Source organism: Lelliottia sp. AC1, assembly GCF_023278595.1.
GTDB classification, from domain to species: domain Bacteria; phylum Pseudomonadota; class Gammaproteobacteria; order Enterobacterales; family Enterobacteriaceae; genus Enterobacter; species Enterobacter nimipressuralis.
The window spans coordinates 3,674,855-3,698,923 of sequence record NZ_CP025699.1; the positions used below are offsets into that span (position 1 = coordinate 3,674,855).

23 protein-coding genes are annotated in these 24,069 nt (G+C 54.8%); 8 read left to right on the forward strand and 15 right to left on the reverse strand.

Annotated elements, in window-relative coordinates:
• Window positions 1-54: 54 nt before the first annotated feature.
• From C0560_RS17385 to C0560_RS17415, 7 genes are all read right to left on the reverse strand, one after another.
• Complete coding sequence (locus tag C0560_RS17385) at window positions 55-1,314, reverse strand: TolC family outer membrane protein (protein WP_228483243.1); 1,260 nt, start codon at window positions 1,312-1,314, stop codon at window positions 55-57.
• 799 nt (window positions 1,315-2,113) lie between these two features.
• Complete coding sequence (gene gss / locus C0560_RS17390) at window positions 2,114-3,985, reverse strand: bifunctional glutathionylspermidine amidase/synthase (protein WP_248859169.1); 1,872 nt, start codon at window positions 3,983-3,985, stop codon at window positions 2,114-2,116.
• Window positions 3,986-4,144: 159 nt separating this feature from the next.
• Window positions 4,145-5,122, reverse strand: a complete 978-nt coding sequence (locus tag C0560_RS17395; RefSeq protein ID WP_248859171.1) for an ABC transporter ATP-binding protein — start codon at window positions 5,120-5,122, stop codon at window positions 4,145-4,147.
• The gene (locus C0560_RS17400; RefSeq protein WP_248859173.1) at window positions 5,119-6,096 is read right to left on the reverse strand and encodes an ABC transporter ATP-binding protein; all 978 of its coding nucleotides are present in this window, start codon (window positions 6,094-6,096) and stop codon (window positions 5,119-5,121) included. The genes C0560_RS17395 and C0560_RS17400 overlap by 4 nt, the downstream gene beginning before the upstream one ends.
• Window positions 6,089-6,934, reverse strand: coding sequence for an ABC transporter permease (locus C0560_RS17405; protein ID WP_100778937.1), 846 nt, complete (start codon window positions 6,932-6,934; stop codon window positions 6,089-6,091). Before C0560_RS17405 ends, C0560_RS17400 begins: the two co-directional genes overlap by 8 nt.
• Window positions 6,935-6,940: 6 nt before the next feature.
• Window positions 6,941-7,894, reverse strand: a complete 954-nt coding sequence (locus C0560_RS17410; protein WP_129035152.1) for an ABC transporter permease — start codon at window positions 7,892-7,894, stop codon at window positions 6,941-6,943.
• A 47-nt stretch (window positions 7,895-7,941) separates the two neighbouring features.
• Complete coding sequence (locus tag C0560_RS17415) at window positions 7,942-9,531, reverse strand: ABC transporter substrate-binding protein (protein WP_248859174.1); 1,590 nt, start codon at window positions 9,529-9,531, stop codon at window positions 7,942-7,944.
• A 247-nt stretch (window positions 9,532-9,778) separates the two neighbouring features.
• Between C0560_RS17415 and yghU the strand changes: the two genes are divergently transcribed.
• A complete protein-coding gene (yghU, locus tag C0560_RS17420; RefSeq protein WP_100778934.1) occupies window positions 9,779-10,648 on the forward strand; it encodes a glutathione-dependent disulfide-bond oxidoreductase in 870 nt (289 codons plus the stop codon).
• 44 nt (window positions 10,649-10,692) lie between these two features.
• Here yghU and C0560_RS17425 read toward each other — a convergent pair whose 3' ends face one another.
• Both C0560_RS17425 and C0560_RS17430 read right to left on the reverse strand, forming a co-directional pair.
• A complete protein-coding gene (locus C0560_RS17425; protein ID WP_248859176.1) occupies window positions 10,693-11,376 on the reverse strand; it encodes a molybdate ABC transporter substrate-binding protein in 684 nt (227 codons plus the stop codon).
• Window positions 11,376-12,428, reverse strand: coding sequence for an ABC transporter substrate-binding protein (locus C0560_RS17430; RefSeq protein WP_248859178.1), 1,053 nt, complete (start codon window positions 12,426-12,428; stop codon window positions 11,376-11,378). Before C0560_RS17430 ends, C0560_RS17425 begins: the two co-directional genes overlap by 1 nt.
• A 322-nt stretch (window positions 12,429-12,750) precedes the next feature.
• Here C0560_RS17430 and C0560_RS17435 point away from each other — a divergent pair, with 322 nt between their 5' ends.
• Entirely contained in the window at window positions 12,751-13,734 is a 984-nt protein-coding gene (locus C0560_RS17435) for a sensor domain-containing diguanylate cyclase (protein WP_100778931.1), read from the forward strand.
• Window positions 13,731-14,447: an L-fucose operon activator gene (gene fucR, locus C0560_RS17440; protein ID WP_248859180.1), complete on the forward strand. Its 717-nt coding sequence runs from the start codon at window positions 13,731-13,733 to the stop codon at window positions 14,445-14,447. The genes C0560_RS17435 and fucR overlap by 4 nt, the downstream gene beginning before the upstream one ends.
• On the opposite strand, the gene C0560_RS17445 is transcribed toward fucR, so the two are convergent.
• From C0560_RS17445 to yghX, 3 genes are all read right to left on the reverse strand, one after another.
• On the reverse strand, window positions 14,429-14,716 hold the full coding sequence (locus tag C0560_RS17445) for a DUF2623 family protein (RefSeq protein ID WP_095283363.1): 288 nt from the start codon (window positions 14,714-14,716) through the stop codon (window positions 14,429-14,431). The genes fucR and C0560_RS17445 overlap by 19 nt on opposite strands.
• Before the next feature lie 98 nt (window positions 14,717-14,814).
• Window positions 14,815-16,452, reverse strand: coding sequence for a methyl-accepting chemotaxis protein (locus tag C0560_RS17450; protein ID WP_248859182.1), 1,638 nt, complete (start codon window positions 16,450-16,452; stop codon window positions 14,815-14,817).
• A gap of 211 nt (window positions 16,453-16,663) precedes the next feature.
• Window positions 16,664-17,551 (reverse strand): YghX family hydrolase, encoded by an 888-nt coding sequence (gene yghX / locus C0560_RS17455; RefSeq protein WP_129035158.1) that lies wholly within the window; start codon window positions 17,549-17,551, stop codon window positions 16,664-16,666.
• A gap of 82 nt (window positions 17,552-17,633) precedes the next feature.
• Between yghX and C0560_RS17460 the strand changes: the two genes are divergently transcribed.
• Entirely contained in the window at window positions 17,634-18,674 is a 1,041-nt protein-coding gene (locus C0560_RS17460) for an aldo/keto reductase (protein ID WP_102104854.1), read from the forward strand.
• A gap of 70 nt (window positions 18,675-18,744) precedes the next feature.
• Here C0560_RS17460 and C0560_RS17465 read toward each other — a convergent pair whose 3' ends face one another.
• Complete coding sequence (locus C0560_RS17465) at window positions 18,745-19,248, reverse strand: ESA_00282 family adhesion-associated protein (protein WP_100778927.1); 504 nt, start codon at window positions 19,246-19,248, stop codon at window positions 18,745-18,747.
• Window positions 19,249-19,350: 102 nt separating this feature from the next.
• Here C0560_RS17465 and C0560_RS17470 point away from each other — a divergent pair, with 102 nt between their 5' ends.
• The 3 genes from C0560_RS17470 (at window position 19,351) to C0560_RS17480 (ending at window position 21,199) form a co-directional block, all read left to right on the forward strand.
• The gene (locus tag C0560_RS17470) at window positions 19,351-19,755 is read left to right on the forward strand and encodes a hypothetical protein (protein WP_095283367.1); all 405 of its coding nucleotides are present in this window, start codon (window positions 19,351-19,353) and stop codon (window positions 19,753-19,755) included.
• The gene (locus C0560_RS17475; RefSeq protein WP_181826874.1) at window positions 19,748-20,212 is read left to right on the forward strand and encodes a cytoplasmic protein; all 465 of its coding nucleotides are present in this window, start codon (window positions 19,748-19,750) and stop codon (window positions 20,210-20,212) included. Before C0560_RS17470 ends, C0560_RS17475 begins: the two co-directional genes overlap by 8 nt.
• A gap of 90 nt (window positions 20,213-20,302) precedes the next feature.
• The gene (locus C0560_RS17480) at window positions 20,303-21,199 is read left to right on the forward strand and encodes an SDR family oxidoreductase (protein WP_100778925.1); all 897 of its coding nucleotides are present in this window, start codon (window positions 20,303-20,305) and stop codon (window positions 21,197-21,199) included.
• A 128-nt stretch (window positions 21,200-21,327) separates the two neighbouring features.
• Here C0560_RS17480 and exbD read toward each other — a convergent pair whose 3' ends face one another.
• Entirely contained in the window at window positions 21,328-21,753 is a 426-nt protein-coding gene (exbD, locus tag C0560_RS17485) for a TonB system transport protein ExbD (protein ID WP_129035160.1), read from the reverse strand.
• Between the two features lie 6 nt (window positions 21,754-21,759).
• Window positions 21,760-22,491: a tol-pal system-associated acyl-CoA thioesterase gene (gene exbB, locus C0560_RS17490; protein WP_100778923.1), complete on the reverse strand. Its 732-nt coding sequence runs from the start codon at window positions 22,489-22,491 to the stop codon at window positions 21,760-21,762.
• Window positions 22,492-22,742: 251 nt separating this feature from the next.
• On the opposite strand from exbB, the gene metC reads away from it, so the two are divergent.
• On the forward strand, window positions 22,743-23,930 hold the full coding sequence (metC, locus tag C0560_RS17495) for a cystathionine beta-lyase (protein WP_123428444.1): 1,188 nt from the start codon (window positions 22,743-22,745) through the stop codon (window positions 23,928-23,930).
• The last annotated feature ends 139 nt before the right edge of the window (window positions 23,931-24,069 follow it).

The following is a 24,069-nucleotide window of genomic DNA, read 5'->3' on the forward strand; positions in this document are numbered from 1 at the left end:
ATGAAAATCCCCCATTCTTCTTGAACTTATATCCGCAGCGTCAGCCGCGTTTCTCTAACTTAAATCAGGTAATTTGGCCGCAGCGTTTTTTTCAATTCCAATACGTTGCATGAGATTATCAACGGCTGACGCATAATTAACTGCACTCGCCCAGCTATCATATTCTGCTGATATTTTGGAGGAGGTTGCCTGCCAGACATCTTGTTCGACGCTCAGGAGATCGTTAATACTTCGCTTACCGAGGGTATATTCATTTTTATAAACTTCACGGGCGCGTAACGCATTTTCCAGCTGGACATTTCCGGCCTCCATTCGGCCACGCGCCCCGCTCCAGTCTGCCATTGCGACTGAGGCTTTTTGCAGGACATCAAAGCGAGCCTGATCCACCTGCGAAGCGGCCATAGCACGCGCCCCTTCAGCCTGGCGAACCCTGGCGGACACCGCGCCGCCCTGGTAGAGCGGAGCATCAATATTCAGCTGGATCTGGTCGTCCCAATAGGAGCGATTATCCGATTCATAGCGCGTTCTTCCTCCTTTCAGGCTCAGGGTCGGCCAGTGCTGGGATTTCGCCCGTTCAATGCCGTACTGGGCAGAACTCTCCATGGTTCTCGCCGCCAGAACGGAGGGGATCAACGTGTAGTCGATGCTATCAAGGGAATCCTGCTGCACCTCAAGCGTGGCCGGCAACGGAGAGAGCTGTTGTGCATCAATCCCCGTCAGAACCGACAGCCTGGCGCGGGCACTTTTCAGCGCCGCGTTGTATTGCTCAAGGGTTGCCTGCATTCCCGCCACGCGGGTTTGCGTTTGCAGCTCATCAGAAGTGGAGCTAAGGCCCGCGCTGGAACGTAATTTCGCCAGCTGTTGCACATTTTTCAGGGCCAGGATGTTCTCCTGCGCGGCCTGGGTCAGGTCTGTATAGCGTTTCACATCCACATAGCTCAGCGCGGTTTTCTCCGCGACCGACGATAACGTCGCCATCAGCTGATACCGATAGCTGTCATGCTGGGCGGAAGACTGGCTGATCGCGCTATTGGTTTTGCCAAAGTCGTACACGAGCTGCGTCAGGCTCAAGCCCCACGCCGCCGAATTTTTCAGCGAACCGCTGGAGTCCGTCGTCTGGCTATGGCCCGTATTGCCGTTCAGTGAAATTTGCGGCATCCACCCGCTTCGGGCTTCATCAATCTGGGCCTGACCAATTCCCATCTGAGCGGCTTGCTGGCTCACGGAGGGATCGCGATCGAAAGCAAAAAGAATGCTCTCTTTTAATGACGTGCGTGCGACGGGGGCGCTGCCAATCGTCCCGTTATTTGCCATCGATGAGGACATCGTGGCCGCAAATAAAACAAGGGCGGCAGGTATCTGGGTATATTTAAACGCTCTCAAGATAGATCTCCCTTACTATTCCACCCCTGAGGATGGTGTATATCGTTTTCTTCGCCTCCCCCACTTAGCCAGTGGTAAAAATCTTACACGTAAGAATTTTTCAACGTTTAATGAATGTGCGAAAAAGCCTAAGCACCAATTTTCACTAACGGAAATCAGTAGCAGATAATCGTTTTTAAGAATTTACTTATTCAACATTTCTTAACGGCGAGCATAACAAAATGTCTTAAGTGGAACTATACCCACAATGTTAACAAGGTGTTAATGCTAAGAGAAAAAATGCGGTTTCCAGACAAACCGTGAAAATAGGGCCTAAATCGGCCTGGAATAAACGCATTGTTATTTAAGAAAATATTTAAAATACCTGCCTGTACATTTTTGCGTTTATTTCTCAATGAATATGACACAAAGATTTTCAAAGAAATGTCAGTTTTAGTGCTGTGGTTATTATTTCAACAACACAGAAAAAATTATCCCTTAAGAAACAGGATACTGCGCCATCAATTGTTAATAATCGGCATTTAACACCAGTAATTTATTTATAAGCAGTCATTCAATCTAAATGTGAAAAAATAAACAGAACAATAACAATATAACAGGTGAATTATTAGCACATTCGGGATAATTCATTACGTTTATTCATCAATCGATGGCATCAGCCCGAAAACGGCAATAAAAAACCCGCAGGGGAATCTGCGGGTTTTACCGTTTCGACGCGCGTTGTGCCGGATTAGCTCTCCTTATCCTTCTCCACAATCAACGGCTCGATATCGCTCTCTTTCTTGATCACCAGCGAATCATCCCCGCGCAGGCAGGTGCCGCCGTAGTTGCCGCCGACGGTAAAGGTGCAGACCTGGATGTATTTCCCGTCCACTTTCGGCAGGCACCACAGCTGCTGGTAGATGTTTTTACGATCCGTGAATTTACCGCTGGATTTATCCAGCAGCTCCTCTTCGGCGCTGATCAGATCGATATTGCTGCCGCAGCGACCGGCGATAGGTTTCACCGCATAGCCGGTTTTGGTGAGCAATTCGTTGACCTCGAAATCCGTATCCAGCAGGTAACGGTGGTTCGGGAACAACTGCCACAGCACCGGCAGAATCGCTTTGTTGCCGGGGATCACGGTCCACAGCGGTTCAAATACCAGCACTTCCGGGCGCAGCAGCACGTCAATTAAACGCACCTCTTGCTGGGGATGACCGGTGCGAATCGGCACGGCGGCGTATTCGGTTTCGCTCACTTCACGCACCTGCTCGATCGCCGTTTCCCACGCCCAGGTTTTCCAGACACAGTTCACCGCGCGACCTTCGTCATCGATAAGCTGCCCTGCCGCATCCCAGCTTAGCGCTTCCAGGCCGTGCAGAATTTTGGTGTCAAAACCGGCCTGCATCAGCGAGCGCTGGATAAAGAGCGCGTGATAATCCTCTTCGATATCGTTGTCCTGCATGATATGCACGAACGGACGCGCGTGGCTGTGTTTCCACGCGCCGGTCAGCTCTTCGAACAAGCCTTCCGCCGGGTTATGCCCGGTGCCGCGATAGCCATTTTTCACCCACTCTTCAAGGATCAAACCGCCTTCCGTATGGCAGGAGGCGGAATCGGCGTTGTACTCGTACACCTTCAGCCCGCGCTCATCCATACAAAAATCCATACGACCGGTGATCATATGGTGACGACGCCACTGCCAGGAGAGGCGCAGGCGCGGCCAGAGGATTTTCGGGATGTCGAAAAGCGCGAGTAAGTTGTCGTCTTTCAGCACTTTATCGGTGGCGTGGAGATACATCAGATGCAGCTCGTTGGTGGCTTTGATCAGCTCCTGCTCGGCACTTTCGGTGATGGTGAAATACTGGCAGGGATCTTTGTTGATCACATGCCCGTTGGCGCGAACGTAAGCCTGCTGCAGAGCATCCTTTTCGTTGAGCCATTTCCCGTCGAACTGGCGTTTGTTGGGCAGTCGCGCCCCGCTGATTTTCAGCTGTTCACCGCCGATTTCCGGCTGCGGCAGGCTGTGCTCTGTGTCGTCGGTCTGGATCATCCAGCCCAGAATAGTGGTATCCGTGAAGGTGTCGTGCAGGGTGTAGCAGCCTTTTTCGACGGACAGGCGCAGCTCGCGCGTCCACTGCTGCCCGACCGGCAGCGGCGAATGGAGTACGTTCTGCTCGGCAATGCGCACTTTATCGCCCATCAACTGAGTGATAACGGCCACATGGCCGGTCTCATGAAACTCACCGCCCTTTTGCCAGATGAGCAGCGAACCGGCTTTTGGCGCGCGTTTCGATCCGTTGGCAAACGCCTGCAGCGGCAGGATGGTGTCGTTCACCACGGCGCGCAGGAAGCGCAGGGAGAAGATCTCCCACGCCATGCCGACGTCGGTAAATACCATGCCGTAGTTGAGGAACAGGAAGCGGCGCGCGAACTCCACGCACTGCCATTTGTGGCCCATGTATTCGTTGCCGATATAGCTACGAAACTCCGCGTCTTCGGGGTACTGGCGCGGGTCAAGACTGCTGTAGTTCGAGGAGTAAATTGCCACGCCACCCGGCGCATAACCTAACAACGTCCCAAACGGAGCGTCACTGCTTTGCTTTCCATTATTTCGCATGAATCCAACCTAAAAAGGCAGGCGGCAAGATGATGAGGGTTGTCGTCTGCGTGTTGACATGAATCAGACAGAAGAGGATTTATCATACACCTGATAAAGGGACAATTCACAGTGCGAGCCGGGCACGCCTTCGCGCCGCCCGGCGTTGTTCGCGGCACCTTAGACCTTAAATAACCAACAGGCCGCAAAATGCCCCGGCGAGATCTCCTGCATGGCGGGCTCCTGCGAGCGGCAAACCGGCATGACGTGCGGGCAACGGCTGCAAAATTTACAGCCAGGAAGCACCGACGTAGGGCCGGGGATCTCCCCGCGCAGGGTTGCCTGCTCAAGATGGCGGATGCGCGGATCGGGCAGCGGAACGGCGGCCAGCAGCGCGCGCGTATAGGGGTGCGCCGGATGGGAATACAGCTCGCCCGCCGGGGCCACTTCCACCAGCTTTCCGAGGTACATTACCCCGATACGGCTGGAGATATGGCGCACCATCGACAGATCGTGGGCGATAAACAGATAGGTCAGCCCCAGTTCCTGCTGCAGGTCCTGCAAAATATTCACCACCTGCGCCTGCACCGACACATCCAGCGCCGAGAGCGGTTCATCGCACAGCACAAACTCCGGGCGCACCGACAGGGCACGCGCAATACTAATGCGCTGGCGCTGACCGCCGCTGAATTCATGGGGGAAGCGCTGCAGATGTTCCTGTTTAAGCCCCACTTTATAGAGCAGGGTTTCCGTACGTTCCCGCTGCTCCTCGCGGCTGTAGCCGTGGATCTGCATCGGTTCGGCCACCAGCTGCTGCACCGTCATACCCGGATTGAGCGACGAGTACGGGTCCTGGAAAATGGCCTGCATCCTTTTACGCAGTGGCTTGAGCTGTTTTTCGCTGGCCTGCGCAATCTCCTGTCCGGCAAAGTGAATTTCGCCGGAGGTGATATCAAACAGGCGCAGCATTGCGCGCCCAAGCGTCGATTTTCCGCAGCCTGATTCGCCCACCAGACCAAAGGTTTCTCCGCCATGAATATCAAAACTCACGCCGTCGACCGCTTTCACCGCCACGCCTTTGCGCAGCAGCCCACCCTGAACCGGATAGTGTTTACGCAGTTCACGGACGCTCACTAAAGGGGCATTTTGCTCGCTCATGCCTGAACCTCCTTATCAGCCCATAACCAGCAGGCCGCACGGTGGCCCTCGCCAACGGAATAAAATGCGGGTTGTCGCTCACATTGCGGCATCCGTTTCGGACAGCGCTCGGCAAACGGGCAGCCCGGCGGCGGATTGAGCAGGCCAGGCGGCGTTCCTTCAATAGGTGACAGGCGGTGATTTGCCTCGTCCGCGCGCGGCAGGGAGGCCAGTAACCCCTGGGTGTACGGGTGCGCCGGACGATAAAAAATATCCTCCACACTCCCCTCTTCCATCACCTGCCCGCCGTACATCACCACGACACGGCTGCACACCTGCGCCACCACGCCGAGATCGTGGGTGATCAGCAGAATGGCCGTCTGAGTCTGTTGTTGCAGGCTTTTCAGCAGGCGAAGGATCTGCGCCTGAATGGTCACATCCAGCGCGGTTGTCGGTTCGTCGGCGATCAGCAGTTTCGGGTTGCAGGAGAGCGCGATGGCGATCATCACGCGCTGGCGCATCCCGCCGCTAAACTCGTGGGGAAACTGATCGTAACGGCGCTCCGCTTCGGCAATCCCCACCTGATCGAGCATGGCAATGGCCGCCGCTTTTGCCGCCTTTTTGGACAGCCCTTTGTTGCGAATGAGGATCTCCGACATCTGTCTGCCGATGGTCACCACCGGGTTCAGGGCGGTCATCGGGTCCTGGAAGATCATCGCAATGTCGTTGCCACGGATCTTGCGCATTTGCTCGGGGGTCTTCTTCGCCAGATCGTCATTCTGAAAGCGAATACTGCCGCCGGAGATGTGCCCGTTGCTGCCGAGCAGTTGAATGATCGATTTGCAGGTGACGCTTTTCCCGCACCCGGATTCGCCGACGATGCCGACCAGCTCCCCGGCCTGCACATGAAAACTCACGCCGCGCACCGCCTGTACGTTGCCATCGCGGGTGCGAAACGAAGTGTGCAGATTGTCGAGTTCTAATAAGTTATTCATCGCGGTTCGCTCCCGGCTCAAAGGCGGTGCGGAATACGTCGCCGAGCACGTTAAAACTAAACACCGTCAGCAAAATCAAAATGCCGGGGAACATCGCAAGCCAGGAGGCTTCGCCGATGTACGACTGGGCGTTGTTGAGCATACTCCCCCACGACGCAGCGGGCGCCTGCACGCCCAGCCCGAGGAAACTGAGGGTCGATTCCATCAGAATGGCCGATGCGATATTCAGCGTCGCCGCCACAATAATCGTCGGCAGCACGCCGGGAATAATATGGCGCAGAATAATGCGCAGCGGATGCTCGCCGGACGCGCGGGCATACAGAACATATTCGCGCTCCTTGACGCTGAGCGTTTCGGCACGCACCAGCCGCGACATGCTCATCCAGGTCAACAGGCTAATAATCAGGATGATGTTATCCACGCCCGGCTTGAGGTAGGCGTTCACCACCAGCAGCAGGAAAAACGCCGGAATGGCCATCAGAATATCGACGACGCGCATCATCAGGTTATCGAGCCAGCCGCCAAAATAGCCGCTGATGGTGCCGACAAGCGTGCCGATCAGCGTGGAAAAAAGCATCGCCAGAAAACCGACCATCAGGGAGATCTGCCCGCCGTACAGGGCGCGGGTGAAGTAATCGCGCCCGTATTCGTCGGTGCCAAACCAGTGCGCCGCGTCAGGCGGCAGAGTGCGCGCGCCAAGGGACATCTGATCCGGATCGTAAGGGCTTAGCCCCGCGCAAAGGGCGGCGACGATAAAAATAAAGAGAACAAAGAGTGAAAACTGCGCCGGACGGTTGCGGCGCAGCTGGTGGCGAACTTGTTGCCAGCGTCTGCTCATCCGGGGTTACCTCAGGGTACGAATACGGGGATCGGCGAAGCGATAGAGCAGATCGGCGATCAGATTGCCGACGATCAGCATCATCGACGACAGCATGATGATCGCCATGATCAGCGGGTAGTCCAGCGAGGTGATCGACTGAATGCCCAGCAGCCCCATCCCCGGCCACGAAAAGACGCTTTCGGTTACGTAGGCGCCCACAACCAGCTCGCCAAACGACAGGCCAAACAGGGTGATCACCGGCAACAGCACGTTTTTCAGCACATGGCGGAACAGGATACTGGTGCGTGTGGCGCCATACGCCAGCTGGGTTTGCACATAGTCGGCGGAGAGCTGCGAAATGGTGTTCGAGCGGATATAGCGCACGTAGCTGGAGAGGTTATAGAAGGTCAGCGCAATGCACGGCAGCACGCCGTGACGCACCACGTCGAGCCAGTTGTCCTCCATACCGATAGTGCGCATCCCCATGCTGGGGAACCAGTTCAGCTGCACAGCAAAAATGGTGATCAGCAGAATACCGAACCAGAAAATGGGTACAGAAATACCGATATAGGCGAATAAATTCAGGATGTGATCCAGCCAGCGGTGTTTGAACGCGCCCGCGAGCAGCCCCAGCGGAATTGCGAGGAGGATCGCCATCACCAGCGACGCGCCCATCAGCCCAAGCGTGGCCGGAATGCGTTCGCCGATCATCTCCAGCACCGGGCGATGGTAAATCAGCGAATAGCCTAGGTCGCCCTGCAAAACGTTTTTCAGCCACAGAACGTATTGCGTCACCAGGGGCTTATCCAGCCCCATGCTCTGGCGGATACGTTCGATATCTTCCGGGGCCATTCTCGGCGTGATGTACGCCGCCACCGGATCGCCGGGCGCGAGTTTGACCAGCAAAAACGCCACCAGCGAAATAAAGAAAAGCATCGGCAGCAGTTGCAGCAGCCGACGCGTCAGTAATGTGTTCACGACATGCCCTTAAAAAAACACCCCGGCCAGTTGGCCGGGGCAACGACTTATTTTTGATAGATTTTTGAAAGGTCCTGGAACATATAAACCGGTTTCGGTTCGGCTTCCTGCGTCCCGCCAAAGCGTTTGTCCACGGCGACTGTCGCATTGGTGTAGGCGATGGGGTAGTAGGTCATGTCGTTGGCGACGGTTTGCTGAATTTGCTTGTAGATTTCAGCACGTTTGCCGCTGTCGGTTTCTACTGCGCCTTTGTCCCACAGGGCGTCGAACTGCGGGTTTTTATAGTGCGCATAGTTGTAGGCTTCGTTGCTCATGAACAGGGATTTGTAGCCATCCGGCTCCGCGCCCATGATGTAACCGCCGAGGTTCAGCTCCCACGCGGTGTTGTTCATATCCAGGCTGCGCTGAGACATAGCGTTGGAGTCGAGCGGCATCAGTTCCACATTCACGCCAATGCCTTTCAGCTGTTGCTGAATGTAGAGCGCCATGCTCTCCTGGGTTTTGTTGGTGTTCACATAGGCCAGGCGCAGCTTGAGATCGGCTGGCGCGCCGGACGCTTTCAGCAGTTCTTTGGCTTTTTGCTGATCGAACGTGTACTGCTCAACGTCGTTGGTCTGATAAAGCGTGTCCGGCGTCAGGAACGAGCTGGCCGGTTTAGCATAATCCAGCGAGGTGAACGCGGTTTGGGTCAGTTCGTCTTTGTTGATGGCATAGGCAATCGCCTGGCGAAGCGGTTTGCTTTTCATCACCGGCACGTTCTGGTTGAAAGTCATGTACGCCAGACGGCCTTCCGGATAGACCACAAAATCAAATTTGCCGGTATTCTTCAGGCGGCTGACGTCCTGCGGGTCCACCATCTTCAGATTGATTTCGCCGTTTTGCAGCGCAAGGTTTGCGGAGTTACTGTCTTTGGCAAAGCGATAGGTCACGGAGTCGAGCTTCGCTTTGCCGTTCCAGTAATCGTCAAAACGGGTCACGGCGTAATATTGCCCCGCGCGGTACTCTTTAAACTTGAACGGACCAGAACCTACCGGCGCATCGTTTTTGGTGCTCTTTTCCAGATCCGCTTCTTTTGCGAACACGTGTTCCGGAATCGGGTAGATCTGCACCAGCGTTCCGGTAAAGGCGGCGCTGACCTGTGGCAATGTGAACTTCACGGTGCGATCGTCGACTTTACTCACTTCGACAGGCTTACCGCCGTAGGTGAACATGCTGCGGAAGAAGCTGTGCTGTTTGGCTTCGAGGAGCTTATTAAAGGTGAAGACCACGTCGGAGGCGGTCAGCGGCTGGCCATCCTGCCATTTCAGATTCGGTTTTAAGGTCAGGGTATAGCTAAGATTATCGGCGGACGGCGTCAGGCTTTCGGCCAGGCCCCATTCGATTTTGCCGTCGTTAAAACTGTAGAGCGGCGCGTACAGCGCCTGCATGATGGTCAGCGTGGTACGGTCGCTGGCGTAGAGTGGGTTTACGGCCAGCGGATCGCCGGACGTGATACCGATAATGAGCGAGCCACCCTCTTTTGGCGCATCACTTTTTGCTGCTGGCGCGTTCGCCGTTTCATTCTTTTTAGCATCGTCACAGCCCGCTGCGGCCAATGCTATGGACACCAGAACAGCAGATAACAGTAGCTTGCGCATATCTCACTCACTCCTTGCCTCAATAATATTAAATACTGAAAAGTTCTTTTTATTCAGGAGCATCATATTCAGCTTTGTCATATTGCGCATTAACAATGAAAATGCGATTTTCGATTAAGCTTATAACCAATTTGATATATATAAGCGCCAGAAGGAATAGGGCCTAATCAATTGCGCTCGCAACGTTAAAGGGTTCACGAATCTCCTGCTACACTGCCTCAACACATCACTAAAAAGGCAGATCAACATGTCAGACAACACCTACCAGCCACCGAAAGTGTGGGAATGGAAACAGAACAGTAACGGCGGCGCGTTCGCCAATATCAACCGCCCGGTTTCTGGCGCGACGCATGAGAAAACGCTGCCAGTGGGCGCGCATCCACTTCAGCTCTACTCCCTCGGCACGCCAAACGGCCAGAAAGTGACGATCATGCTGGAAGAGTTGCTGGCACTTGGTGTGACAGGCGCGGAGTATGACGCGTGGCTGATCCGCATCGGTGAAGGCGATCAGTTCTCCAGCGGGTTTGTGGACGTGAACCCAAACTCGAAAATTCCGGCACTTCGTGACCACTCTGTGAACCCGCCACTGCGCGTATTTGAATCCGGCAATATCCTGCTTTATCTGGCAGAAAAATTCGGTCACTTCCTGCCAAAAGATCCAGCGGGACGCACCGAAACCCTGAACTGGCTGTTCTGGCTGCAAGGCTCTGCCCCGTTCCTTGGCGGCGGTTTCGGCCATTTCTTTAACTATGCACCCGTGAAAATTGAGTACGCGATTGACCGTTTCACCATGGAATCAAAACGCCTGCTCGACGTTCTGGATAAGCAGCTGGGGCGCGGTCGTTTTGTCGCGGGAGATGAGTACAGCATCGCCGATATCGCCATCTGGCCATGGTTCGGCAACGTGGTGCTTGGCAACGTGTACAACGCCGCCGAGTTCCTGGATGCAGGCAGTTACAAGAACGTTCAGCGCTGGGCCAAAGACGTTGCCGAGCGCCCGGCGGTGAAACGCGGTCGCATCGTCAACCGTACCTTTGGCGAGCCGAGCGAACAGCTGCATGAGCGCCATGCCGCCAGCGACTTCGACACCCAGACCGAAGACAAACGTCAGGCGTAATGCGCTGACAGATTGCCCGGTGGCGCTGCGCTCACCGGGCAAAATTACACGCCGAAACCGCCCTGCAGCAAAATCGCTTTTGCCTGATCCGACTGTAAATAATCCGCCAGCACCAGCCCCTGTGGCGTCATTACCGCGCTTGCATATTCCGCTCGCGGGTTAAAAGGCGCAGGTATGTTCAGCACGCTCAGGCCGGCAATCTGACGAAGCGCGGGCGCATAGCTGGCGTAGCCGATAAACAGATCCGCCTGATCACTTTCAATGATCCACTCTGCCGCCAGTTTACCCTGCGGAATGGGCGCAGACGCGCGCCCACCGACCAGCGCCATCGCCCGCTCCCGCACAGGGATGCCCGCCTCGCCCATACGTGTGAACAGCTCCTGGGTGTAGTCGCCGGAGGGATCGCACCCCGCCGTGGAGGTGCCGAGGCGCAAATCGGGCCGCGTAAGCAGCGAGAACCAGTCATCGTCGTCGCGAAGCACCTCGCTGCGCGCTGTCAGGCAGAGCTGATTGCGGGCAAATACCGCCACGGAAGATGCCAGCCCCTTTATGAGCAACGCCTGCGGATGGGCGATATTTGCTGACGCAAACAGATCACACGGCTCCCCGGTTTCAATCCGTTCCCGCAGCAATCCGGCCGGACCAAACTGTGTCTCAACAGGGTGCGGGAAATGGACCAGTAATTGCGGCCATATATCGCGCAGGCTGCCCGCTGCCAGTACGCGCATCAGTCGATACCCTGGTAATGGGTGCGGTAGAAACGCTGATACCATTCGTCGGCGATTTTGCGCATATCAACGTCTTTAAACTTCTCAGGATAGAGTTTTTTCGCCATCCACAGTTCGCCAATGCCCATCGCTTCGGGCATCGGGTAGCCCCAGGCTTTGGCGTAGTCCGGCATCAGGTAGACGCGATGGTTTTTCACGGCGTCGATCACCTGCCACTGGGCCGAACCCTTGATTTCATCGACCACCGATGGATAGCGATCCTGCACAAAGATGACCTGCGGATCCCAGGCGATAACCTGCTCCATCGCCACGGTTTTAAAACCCTGAATGGTCGCCGCCGCCACGTTGACTGCGCCCGCATGGGCCATCATCAGGCCGGTATATTTCCCCGAGCCGTAGGTGGTCAGTTCCGGATTGGCCATATAGGCGCGAATACGTTTCTCTGCAGGGATATCTTTCAGACGGTCGCTGACCATCTTGCGCCCTTTATCGGTGGCGGCGATCAGATCGTTGGCCTCCTGCGGTTTGTTGACGATCTCACCGATCAGCGTGATCCCCTCGCGCAGACCCAGATCGTAGGCTTTTTCTTCGTCGGCAAGGGTTGGGTTCAGCTTCGCTTTTTCGCCCGGCGCGTCGTGGCGCAGGGAGATAGCGATCACCGGGATACCCAGGCTGCTGATTTTGTCGATCATCTCCTGCGGCGCGTAGTTGGTGACAAACACCACCTGCGGATGCAGAGCGATCAGTTTTTCCGGGTCCACATGGGTGAGATCGCCGAGCGTCGCTTTCTGGTTCAGCTCCGGTGCCAGGCGGGCGTAGCCCTCGCCAAGCTGCTGTTTCCAGTTCGCCATCACGCCGACGATTTTGTCGGTCGCGTTCATTTGCACCAGTAAGTTCAGCGTCTGATGCTGAAGCACTACCACGCGGTCGACCTTATCGGGAACGGTGACGGTGCGGCCAATTTGATCGGTTATCTGGCGGGATGCCTCAGAAGATAACGGGAGTAAAATCAGTAAACTAAAGGTAACTGCCTGCCAAAATCGATTGTTCATAATGCCCTCGCACTTTCGTTATGCACAGGATTATATAACGATTTGTGACGCAGATCTTCGCCTGCTTTGTGGGTAGGCATTATTGCCATGAAAAAAATGAACACCCCGGCATTAAATAATTCCCGGACCGGTTTTGTCTTTTGCAAATAAAAGGCAAAGGGCGAGAGTGAAAAAATAATCCGCTGCGAAAAATTATTTCACCCCTATTTTCTTAAAAGAAAACAGATGTACTTATTGCAAATCACGCTCTTTTTTCAACAGCATATTTACAACCGACGCTAAACTGGCAAGAATAATTTTTATTTCCCCTAAGAAACGTCCCATGTCAGAACAGGCGCTACGACAGCAGATTCAGAATCTGAAAAAGCATAACGCCCGGCTTGCCAGGCTGGCGCGTGACGCCCGCAGCAAGCTCAGCGCTGCGCTGGACGGCACGGGTCTGTGTCTGTGGCAGCTCGACGTGCCCAGTGGGAAGTTAATTATCTACAATCGCCGCTGGGGCTCGATGCTCGGGTACCAGCCGAAAGAGCTGAATGCGCAGTTCGACGTCTGGCGCGAGCACCTTCATGCCGATGATAAACAGATGGTGCTGGATGCGTTTTATGACCATCTCCACGGCAAAACCCCGTTCTACGAAGCGCTGCACCGCATGCAGCATAAAAATGGCACCGTCAGCTGGGTGCTCGATCGCGGGCGTGTCAGCGAATGGGATGAGCACGGGAATCCGCTCAAGGTCACCGGCACCCACATTGATATGACGAAGGAAAAGCAGTACGAGGAGCAACTCGCGCTGCTGGCGAACCACGATCCGCTGACCGGCCTTGCCAATCGTCATGCGCTGATTAAACAGTTCCGCGCCCTGAAAGAGCAGGGTCCGCTCTGCGTGGCTTTTATCGATCTGGATGATTTCAAAACCGTTAACGACACCTTTGGCCATCGCAGCGGCGATGAACTGCTGATTCAACTGAGCCAGCGCCTGCGCGAAACCTGCCCGCAGGGTTCTGTCGTCGGGCGTCTGGGCGGCGATGAGTTTGTTCTGCTGTTGCCCTTCCCGCTTTCGAGTCTGTGGGTGAACAGCACCGCGCACAGCTGTTTGCGCGCGGCGCTAACCCCTTTCGAGCTGGATAACGGCCAGGCGCAGGTGGGGGCATCGATTGGGATAGATGAGGTTCAGCCGCAGGATGATTTCGTAAACGCCCTGCGCCGCGCCGATCAGTCGATGTACCAGATCAAACACACCGGAAAGAACGGCGTGGCGATCGGCTCCACGCTTATCTCGATTTCCCGTACCGGAACGGACGCGTGAAGGCCAGCCGCCAGCAGAGCATTATCCAGCTACTGAGCGACTGCGACGGGTTGACCACCGACGCGCTGGCAGAGCAGCTGGCGGTCAGCAAAGAGACTATTCGCCGCGATTTGAAAGGGTTGCAGCAGCAGGGGAAAATTGTGCGTCACCATGGCCGCGCGCGGGCCATTCACCCGGACAACCGCGACGGCGGTGAGCCGTTTGGCGCACGCCTAAAGAGCCATTACGCCGATAAAGTGGATATCGCCCACCGCGCGCTGGACTGGGTCAGTAGCGGAATGACTCTTGCCCTCGACGCCAGCTCGACCTGTTTTCATCTGGCGCGCCAGCTTCCGGACATGGACCTGACGGTGTTTACTAATAGCCTGCCCATCTGTCATGAAATGGCGAAACGCGAGCGCATCACCCTGATCTGCACCGGCGGCACGCTGGACCGTAAGTATCGCTGTTACGTCAATCCGGCGCTGATCTCCCTGCTGAAAGGCGTGGAGATCGACCTGTTTATCTTTTCCTGTGAGGGGGTGGACGAACAGGGTGATATGTGGGACCCGGCCGAGCACAGTGCGCTCTTTAAAACGCAGCTGTTACGCCGCGCCAGCCAGTCGCTGCTGTTGATTGATAAGAGTAAATTTCAGCGTGCGAGCGAAGTCAAAATTGGCTCGCTGTCGCAGGTGACGCAGATGATTACCGATGCTCACCCCTCCAGACGGTAGCCCGCCATAAAGTAGCGCAGTGTGGTACTCGACTGATTTTCTTTGAAAAAATCCATCACCATATCGCGGTCCAGCCCGTAGCGGCGTGTCAGGATACCGGCCTCCCACGCGCTGAGCTGGCGATCGCCGGTTTTCTCAAACATCCGGTGCGAAAAACCGAGCACAAATCCCCGTTTATAGTCAGAACAGAAATGCGCGACGTTCTTTGCGGTATCCGCCTGCGCCGCGCGCATCCCCGCCATCAACCCTTTGCCAAAATGGTTTTCCATTGATTTACCCTCAATCGATATATATTAAATTATATAGCGATATTTTGAGCGATGGCTAGTGGAAATTAAGGCCGCACGGGGCGGCCTTTAGGGATGAATCAGAACGAAACCCACTCATCGGGCGTACCCGATGCGTTAGGCCGCATGGGCGCTTTCGGCGACGCAGTAGGCGCACCGTTTTGCGGTTCCTGCGCGGACAGGCGGAATTTCTGTACTGAGCGTTGTAGCTCTTCCGTCTGACGTTCCAGCGCCGAGGCGGCGGCGGAAACCTGCTCCACCAGCGAGGCGTTCTGTTGCGTTACGCCGTCCATCTGGGTGATCGCCACACCGACCTGGGAAATGCCTTTGCTCTGCTCTTCCGACGCCGACGCGATCTGCTTCATGATGGTGGTCACTTCAGTCACGGCGCGCAGGATCGCTTCCATGGTGGTCCCGGTATCGCTGACGATTTTCGACCCCTGCTCGACGCGTGAAACGGAATCGGCGATCAGGCCTTCGATCTCCTTCGCCGCATTTGCGCTTCGGCTGGCCAGGTTACGCACTTCGCCTGCCACCACGGCAAATCCACGGCCCTGTTCACCGGCACGCGCCGCTTCAACCGCCGCGTTGAGTGCCAGAATATTGGTCTGGAAAGCGATGCTGTTGATGACGGTAGTGATCTCGGCAATCTTCTTCGAGCTGGCGGAAATTCCGCTCATGGTGGTCACCACGTCATCCACCAGCGAACCGCCACGGCTTGCGGTAGTGGAGGCAACATCGGCCAGCTGGCTCGCCTGACGCGCATTTTCGGCGTTGAGTTTCACCGTGGCGGTGAGCTGTTCCATGCTCGCGGCGGTCTCTTCCAGTGCGGCGGCCTGCTCTTCGGTGCGTGAAGAGAGATCGTTGTTTCCGCTGGAAATTTCAGTGGCTCCGCGCCAGATATTCTCGCTGCCGGAGCGGATCGAGCTGACCGCTTCGCGCAGGCTGTCCTGCATCGCGGTTAACAGAGGCACCAGTCGGCCCACGCAGTTACGCCCAAATGGTGTAATGGGCTGACTGAGATCGCCCTGCGCAATCTGGCGGAAATGCTCGCGAATGCGGTCCAGCGGTTTCACCAGCATCGCCACCAGGTAGCGGTCGGTAAAGAGGAGGATCAGCAGACCGATAATCGTCGCGGCGATAATCACAACGCGCGTCATGCTCGTCAGGCTGTCCACCACGTCACGCGTACTGTCGAGCGTGCTGGCGGCGGAAGTGTTGAATTTATCCGCCGCTGCACCGAAAGCGCGGCTCAGCGGTGGCGTGACGTTGTTGGCCTGCTGACGATATCCCTCGATCGTCCCCTGTTGCGCCTGCTGCATTTGCAGGGCAATCCCCTGATCCAGTAACGCCTGCCAGCTGCTAATCACTTCAGCAGAGACGCTTTCGTCCATCGGGCCTGGCGAGATGGCCTTCATCTCGTTCAGCTTCTTGCTCATATTCTCCAGCGCCTGCTGCGCGGGGGCTAAATCGGGATTTCCACCCGCAACTTTGGCTTCCATTGCGCGGCTGAGGCGCGTGACAAAGCGGAAATATTGATCGTTACCCTGACTCAAAATAGTCATTTGTTTCACGATCTGGCGATCGATGTCATTACCGTCTGAGACCCTGGAAAGTGACCAGGTGCTGTAAAGCCCAACCCCTGCCCACATCAAACAAAAAATACCCAGAATCGTCAGCATGACGAACCGGATAGTAAAATTACGAAGCATTTGCATAAGAGTATCCTTGCCGTTAGGGAAAACTCGCTTGAGACGAGTCTTATCTTCGTTATCGGCAATGCCTACACTTTAAGGAGTATTTTTATAAAAACTTGCACATCTTAACTTTTAAAAAAATAGTATTGCCTAATACCCTTATAATTAGCACGCAAATATAATAGAAAAAGACCGGAATTTTCCGGCCCTTTTTTGAAACATTAAATTCATATTACTTCAAATATTTCTCAAACCATCCCAGAGTCCGTTTCCATGCCAGCTCCGCTGCAGGCTCGTCATAACGTGGGGTCGAGTCATTATGAAAGCCATGATTTACGCCGGGGTAAATATAGGCTTCATAGACTTTATTATTCGCTTTCAGGGCGGCTTCATACGCTGGCCAGCCTTCGTTGATGTTCTTATCCAGCTCGGCATAGTGCAACAGCAGCGGCGCGTTGATTTTCGGGACATCAGACGCCGCGGGCTGGCGGCCATAAAACGGCACCGCGCACTCCAGCTCCGGATAGGCCACCGCGGCGGCATTCGAGACGCCGCCGCCGTAGCAAAATCCGGTAATCCCCACGTTGCCCGTCGCATCGGGATGTTTTTTCATAAACTCCACGGCGGCAAAGAAATCGTTCATTAATTTGGTGGGGTCCACTTTCTGCTGCAGCACTTTCCCCTCTTCATCATTCCCTGGATATCCGCCGACGGAACTTAATCCGTCCGGTGCCAGCGCAATATATCCCGCTTTCGCCACCCGGCGAGCAACGTCTTCGATATACGGATTTAAACCGCGGTTTTCATGGACCACGACCACCGCCGGGACTTTTCCCGTCGTCTTCGCAGGCTTCACCAGATAACCCCGCACTTCACCATGACCGTTGGGTGAAGGGTAGTGGATGTATTCCGGCAAAATATCGGGATCGGTGAATTTCACCTGTTCGGCAAGGGCGTAATTCGGTTTGAGCATATTGAATAACGCCAGCGCCGTGACACCGCCTGCCGCGTAGCGCGCCGCAAGATTGAGAAATTCGCGTTTGGTTATTTTGCCGTGGGCGTAATAGTCATAGTAATCGAGCAATTCTTGCGGAAAATCTTTCGCGGTCAGCCGGGTCATCGCATATCTCCAGGAATTGTGATTTTATAAGGATAGAATGAAAACGCTGTTTCGAAAATTCATCACTAAAAAAGGAGATATCATGTCCTGGACCCCTACTTCGAGCCGCTACGACACCATGCAGTACCGTTACTGCGGGAAGAGCGGCCTGCGTTTGCCCGCGCTATCACTTGGATTGTGGCACAGCTTTGGTCACGTTCAGGCGCTGGACAGCCAGCGCGCACTGCTGCGCAAAGCTTTTGATTCAGGTATTACCCATTTTGATCTCGCGAATAACTACGGCCCGCCTCCGGGCAGCGCGGAAGAGAATTTTGGTCGTCTGCTGCGCGAGGATTTTGCCGCGTATCGCGATGAACTGATTATCTCCACCAAAGCCGGGTACGACATGTGGCCTGGCCCGTACGGGTCTGGCGGTTCGCGAAAGTATCTGCTCGCCAGTCTCGACCAGAGCCTGAAACGCATGGGCGTAGAGTATGTCGATATTTTCTATTCCCACCGCGTTGACGAAAACACGCCGATGGAAGAGACCGCCGCCGCGCTGGCACAGGCTGTTCAGAGCGGGAAAGCGCTCTACGTGGGGATTTCCTCTTACTCGCCGGAACGCACGCAGAAAATGACTGAGCTGCTGCGCGAGTGGAAAATTCCACTACTGATCCATCAGCCGTCCTACAACCTGTTAAACCGTTGGGTGGATAAAAGCGGCCTGCTGGATACCCTCGTGGCAAACGGCACCGGCTGTATTGCTTTTACGCCGCTGGCGCAGGGGCTGCTGACGGGCAAATACCTGAACGGTATTCCGGATGGTTCGCGTATGCAGCGTGAAGGCAAAAAGGTGCGCGGGTTGACGGAGAAGATGCTGACCGACGCGAACCTGAACAGCCTGCGACTGCTCAATGAAATGGCGCAGGCGCGCGGGCAGTCAATGGCACAGATGGCCCTGAGCTGGCTGCTAAAAGATGAGCGCGTGACGTCTGTGCTCATCGGCGCCAGCCGCCCTGAGCAGATCGAAGAGAACATTCAGGCGCTGCAAAATCTGCACTTTAGCGACGATGAGTTGAAGAGGATTGATCAGCATGTCGCGGATGGAGAGTTGAATTTGTGGCAGGCATCGTCAGATAAATAGAGAACGCGGCGTGATGCCCTCCGTCGCCTCTCATGGCCCGGTAAGCGTCGCGCCACCGGGCCTGCAAAGCCTACACCGTAGCAGGGTCCACCACCGGGCGCTCGTACTCCGGCCAGACCAGCACCACCAGCTCCGGATAGGCTTCCAGACTGAATTCGCGGAAACACTGACGTAAATTCAGCACGTCCAGATCGGAATGCGAGACCTTCTCACCATTCAGGCAGCGCTTTTTGATATTGTCATAATATTTATAGACCGCCGAGTTCAGATCGCTGCAGCGACGCTGGGCTTCAAAAAGACCGGGCCTGTCGTTTATTTCCGTCATCTTCATCCGCTTAATTGTGGCATGAAGAAAGTCGATATATTCATGATTGACGCGCCAGTACCATACCGGTGTTATCGCATTCATCAGCAGTGAGAAATGGTCCTCACCCTCTTCTTTGGTCATCGGAATCGGCTGGGATGACTCGCCAGTTTGCTGTAAGTCTTTCGTTTTATTGAACTCACGCATCAATAAAAGAACACCAGCGGTAAGCAATAGCAATGTAATGACAGAATAAAAAATGCTGTTCATGGGATGGCTCCATTTTTTTTGATTTTAAATTTGCCTCATGTTATTGTCAACGAATCTCACGCCCTATTTGAACCTACCCTGTTGAAATTAAAGGATATTAAAATGCTGCCCGACAATCTTGTGCCGGTCCGGTACCACATCGCCTCTGTGGTCCCTAAATCGGCGGAAGCAGAAAGCAATGCTAATTTCACTCAGGGAAAAAGAAAACTATCCGATTTTGAGGCTGACATATTAATTGGTGTTACCCGTACCGGTAAATCACGTAATATGCTGTTAGAAGAGCATGACCGCCATATAAAAGATCGGCTATTTCGCGTGGTGAAGATTGAAGCCTTTGCCCACCTGCTTAACGACCTGCAGGCCGAGGGAGAAATAGACGCTCAAACATTAAGTCAAATAATGGCTGAAAAAACCGAAGAAATAAACGAAGCTGGCAACGAAATTTGGCTTAATCTAATTACCCGAGAAAAAAACAACCCTATTTTTTATAAACTAGAGGATGATTAACGTGAAAGAAGTTGAAGATAATAACGTTTATTTGACTTTAGATAACCATAAAAGCGATGAGTTTATCTTAAAGCAAAATCTCGACGCATTAATAAAACATAAAAATGACGAGATGACCCGCATTGCGCAAGACATGGTATCGATCCCGGCCGCGCTGGTTCGCCTGAAGTGGGAAAATCGCCGCGAGATCTACTCGTTGCAGGTGAAAGAAGAGATTTATGGCGCGATGATTAACGCGGTGATATCCCTCAAGCCCGAACTGAAAGAGAAAATCATGGGCCGCATTGAGAGCAACTACCAGCATCTGCTCTCCAGAGAGGCCTCCACGCTGCGTTTGACGCGCAAACTGGCTGACGGTGGCTATCACACCTCGAACGTCACGACCGTCGCTCTGGATGAAGATGCGCTGGCGGCAAAAGTGGACGCCCCTTCCCACGCGCCTGCTGAGCCGAAATAGCTTCACCAGTCAGATTCCCCCGAATACGACAACCTCCTCCTCTCGCTCTTCTACACTTAATGGCCTAACTCACCCAACAGGAGAGGCCTTATGTCAAAACATCAGACACATATCCAGGACCCAACCACCCAGTACTACACCGGCGACTACCCTAAGCAAAAGCAGCCAGCGCCTGGCGTGCAAGCGAAGATGACGCCCGTGCCCGACTGCGGCGAGAAGAGCTACAAAGGTAGCGGCAGGCTCCAGGATCGTAAGGCACTGGTGACTGGGGGTGATTCCGGTATCGGGCGCGCCGCCGCCATTGCTTACGCGCGTGAAGGCGCTGACGTGGCAATTAACTATCTGCCAGCGGAAGAAGAGGACGCCCAGGAGGTCAAACAGCTGATCGAAGAGGCGGGCCGCAAAGCGGTGCTGATTCCAGGCGATCTGAGCGATGAGTCCTTTGCCCGCTCGCTGGTGCATAAAGCCCGCGAAGCGCTGGGCGGACTGGATACACTGGCGCTGGTTGCCGGTAAACAGGTCGCTGTCGAGAAGATTGCCGATTTGACCACCGAACAGTTTACGCAAACCTACGCGGTGAACGTGCTGGCACTTTTCTGGATCACGCAGGAGGCAATTCCCGTCCTGCCAGCCGGTTCCAGCATCGTGACCACCTCGTCCATTCAGGCCTATCAGCCAAGCCCGCATCTGCTCGATTACGCCTCGACGAAAGCGGCGATACTGAACTACAGCCGTGGGCTGGCAAAACAGGTGGCAGAGAAAGGCATTCGCGTTAACGTGGTTGCCCCTGGCCCGATCTGGACGGCACTGCAAATTTCTGGCGGCCAGACGCAGGAGAAAATTCCGCAGTTTGGTCAGAAGACGCCGATGAAACGTGCGGGGCAGCCTGCTGAACTGGCTGGAGTGTATGTCTATCTGGCGAGTCAGGAGTCGAGCTACGTTACGGCGGAAGTGCACGGCGTGTGCGGCGGGGAACATTTAGGCTAGTGCTGTCAGTCTGCCCGGGGGCGCTACGAATATCGCGCCTGCGGGTTTGTCCCGCCTGATACTTTCGCTTACGCGTTACTTACGAAAGAGAGAAAACAAAACGGCAACTTGCGTTGCCGTTTTTACGTTTATTTCGCCGCCGTTTTCTCTTCGCCGACCAGTCCGATTTTGAGATAGCCCGCCTGGTGCAGCGTATCCATCACTCTCATCATGGTCTCGTAGTCGACGGTTTTATCCGCGCGGAAGAAGACGGTAGTGTCTTTTTTGCCCTGGGTCAGCGCATCCAGTGCCGGAATAACGGATTGATCGGTGACCGGGTCGTTGCCCAGGAACATCGATTTATCAGCTTTCACCGACAGGTAAATCGGTTTTTCCGGACGCGGCTGCGGCTGGCTGGAAGAGGCCGGCAGATTGACCTTCACGTCCACCGTCGCCAGAGGCGCGGCCACCATGAAGATAATCAGCAGAACCAGCATAACGTCGATAAACGGCGTTACGTTGATTTCGTGCATTTCGCCGTTATCGTCCAGATTTTCATTAAGACGCATTGCCATAACGTATCAACCTACACGCAGTTTCGAAGCAGAATGTACCGGCTTAACGGAGCTGGCGCTGAGGTCGAGATCGCGGCTTTGCAGCAGCAGAACCTGTGCGGCAACATCACCGAGCGTGGCTTTGTAGCTGCCAATCATACGCGCGAAGATGTTATAGATAACCACCGCCGGAATAGCAGCGATAAGGCCGATCGCCGTTGCCAGCAGCGCTTCCGCGATGCCCGGTGCCACTACGGCGAGGTTGGTGGTTTGCGTCTGAGCAATACCGATGAAGCTGTTCATGATGCCCCACACGGTACCAAACAGACCCACGAACGGGGAGATCGCACCGATAGTTGCCAGATAACCATTTCCGCGGCCCATGTGACGGCCCACGGCGGCAACGCGACGTTCCAGGCGGAAGCCCGTACGCTCTTTAATGCCTTCGTTATCTTCACTGCCTGCGGAGAGTTCCAGTTCGTTCTGAGCTTCGTTGACTAATTGGGTGGTCAGGCTTTTCGCATGGAACGCTGAGGTGATGTCAAATGCCTGATTCAGCGAGCGTGCTTCAGCCAGCTGCTGTTGCTCGCGCTTAAGGCGGCGCTTTTGAGAAATCAGCTCAACGCTTTTGCTGAAGAAAATTGCCCAGGTGATCACGGACGCCAGAATCAGGCCGATCATCACAATCTTAACCACGATGTCAGCATGTTGATACATGCCCCAAACGGAGAGATCCGTCTGCATCAAATTATTACCCACTCTGTATCTCCAGGACGCAAATCACAAATTCTGAGCATAATAATATCAAAACCACGTCGAATTGATAGTAGTTCTCATTAGTATTTGCATAGTGCCGTAATTTTCGCTCATTTTCCTTGCGCTTACGCAGTAAAAATTTCTTATGCGTATTTTTCATAAAATATTGTGCTTATTCGCTAAGCATCCGGGTGCAGATTTTCGCAATCGTGGTAGTCTGGACGTCCAGACGGATAAAAACAGGTTTAGCGAACATGACAGAGAAGCATCTTGATACCACGCTTGTGCAGGCAGGACGCAGTAAAAAGTACACTCAGGGTTCGGTAAATAGCGTGATTCAACGCGCCTCCTCGCTGGTCTTCGATACTGTTGAGGCCAAGAAACACGCCACCCGCAACCGCGCGAAAGGCGAGCTGTTTTACGGGCGTCGCGGCACCTTGACCCATTTCTCATTGCAGGAAGCGATGTGCGAGCTGGAAGGTGGCGTCGGCTGTGCCCTGTTCCCGTGCGGTGCCGCTGCGGTGGCGAATACGATTCTGGCGTTCGTTGAACAGGGCGATCATATCCTGATGACCAACACCGCCTATGAGCCAAGCCAGGATTTCTGCACCAAAATCCTGACCCGTCTGGGTGTCACCACCGGCTGGTTCGATCCGCTGATCGGCGAAGGCATTGCGGAGCTTATCCAGCCGAATACGCGCATTGTGTTCCTGGAATCTCCCGGCTCTATCACCATGGAAGTGCATGACGTTCCGGCGATTGTGCGCGCGGTGCGTCGCGTGGCGCCAGACGCTATCATCATGATCGATAACACCTGGGCGGCGGGCGTACTGTTTAAAGCCCTTGAGTTTGACATCGATATCTCGATTCAGGCGGCAACGAAATACCTGATTGGCCACTCAGACGGCATGATTGGCACGGCGGTGTCTAACGCCCGCTGCTGGGATCAGCTGCGCGAAAACGCCTACCTGATGGGGCAGATGGTGGATGCCGATACCGCTTATATGACCAGTCGCGGGCTTCGTACGCTGGGCGTGCGTCTGCGTCAGCATCACGAAAGCAGTCTGAAAGTGGCCGAATGGCTGGCGCAACATCCGCAGGTCGCTCGCGTGAATCACCCTGCACTACCGGGCAGCAAAGGCCACGAATTCTGGAAACGTGACTTTACGGGCAGCTGCGGCCTGTTCTCATTTGTTCTCAATAAGCGACTGAGTAACGACGAGCTGGCCGCCTACCTGGATAACTTCTCGCTCTTTAGCATGGCTTACTCCTGGGGCGGCTTTGAATCGCTCATTCTGCCAAATCAGCCTGAACAACTTGCCGGTTTGCGCCCTGGCGGAGAAATCGACTTTACCGGCACGCTGATCCGACTGCACATCGGTTTAGAAAATGTTGATGATCTGATCGCGGATTTATCGGCAGGTTTCGAACGCATCGTGTAGAGTGCGGGCTGTAAATGTACTCCCGGACCGTTTTACAGACACGTGCAGCAGAAAAGACTGCATTTGTTGGGTCCCCGATCAACCCCACTGGGCGAAATCAGGAGTACAATAGCCACATATCAGTTGTTCCACAGGAAAG

Coding starts and splice junctions, on each gene's coding strand:
- C0560_RS17385 (WP_228483243.1), bottom strand. CDS start 1,314: ATGGCAAATAACGGGACGATTGGCAGCGCCCCCGTCGCACGCACGTCA.
- C0560_RS17450 (WP_248859182.1), bottom strand. CDS start 16,452: ATGCAAATGCTTCGTAATTTTACTATCCGGTTCGTCATGCTGACGATT.
- C0560_RS17480 (WP_100778925.1), top strand. CDS start 20,303: ATGTCAAAACATCAGACACATATCCAGGACCCAACCACCCAGTACTAC.
- C0560_RS17395 (WP_248859171.1), bottom strand. CDS start 5,122: ATGAGCGAGCAAAATGCCCCTTTAGTGAGCGTCCGTGAACTGCGTAAA.
- metC (WP_123428444.1), top strand. CDS start 22,743: ATGACAGAGAAGCATCTTGATACCACGCTTGTGCAGGCAGGACGCAGT.
- C0560_RS17430 (WP_248859178.1), bottom strand. CDS start 12,428: ATGAACAATCGATTTTGGCAGGCAGTTACCTTTAGTTTACTGATTTTA.
- C0560_RS17460 (WP_102104854.1), top strand. CDS start 17,634: ATGTCCTGGACCCCTACTTCGAGCCGCTACGACACCATGCAGTACCGT.
- C0560_RS17465 (WP_100778927.1), bottom strand. CDS start 19,248: ATGAACAGCATTTTTTATTCTGTCATTACATTGCTATTGCTTACCGCT.
- C0560_RS17415 (WP_248859174.1), bottom strand. CDS start 9,531: ATGCGCAAGCTACTGTTATCTGCTGTTCTGGTGTCCATAGCATTGGCC.
- exbD (WP_129035160.1), bottom strand. CDS start 21,753: ATGGCAATGCGTCTTAATGAAAATCTGGACGATAACGGCGAAATGCAC.
- C0560_RS17405 (WP_100778937.1), bottom strand. CDS start 6,934: ATGAGCAGACGCTGGCAACAAGTTCGCCACCAGCTGCGCCGCAACCGT.
- C0560_RS17475 (WP_181826874.1), top strand. CDS start 19,748: ATGATTAACGTGAAAGAAGTTGAAGATAATAACGTTTATTTGACTTTA.
- yghX (WP_129035158.1), bottom strand. CDS start 17,551: ATGACCCGGCTGACCGCGAAAGATTTTCCGCAAGAATTGCTCGATTAC.
- C0560_RS17445 (WP_095283363.1), bottom strand. CDS start 14,716: ATGGAAAACCATTTTGGCAAAGGGTTGATGGCGGGGATGCGCGCGGCG.
- C0560_RS17470 (WP_095283367.1), top strand. CDS start 19,351: ATGCTGCCCGACAATCTTGTGCCGGTCCGGTACCACATCGCCTCTGTG.
- C0560_RS17425 (WP_248859176.1), bottom strand. CDS start 11,376: ATGCGCGTACTGGCAGCGGGCAGCCTGCGCGATATATGGCCGCAATTA.
- C0560_RS17400 (WP_248859173.1), bottom strand. CDS start 6,096: ATGAATAACTTATTAGAACTCGACAATCTGCACACTTCGTTTCGCACC.
- yghU (WP_100778934.1), top strand. CDS start 9,779: ATGTCAGACAACACCTACCAGCCACCGAAAGTGTGGGAATGGAAACAG.
- gss (WP_248859169.1), bottom strand. CDS start 3,985: ATGCGAAATAATGGAAAGCAAAGCAGTGACGCTCCGTTTGGGACGTTG.
- C0560_RS17435 (WP_100778931.1), top strand. CDS start 12,751: ATGTCAGAACAGGCGCTACGACAGCAGATTCAGAATCTGAAAAAGCAT.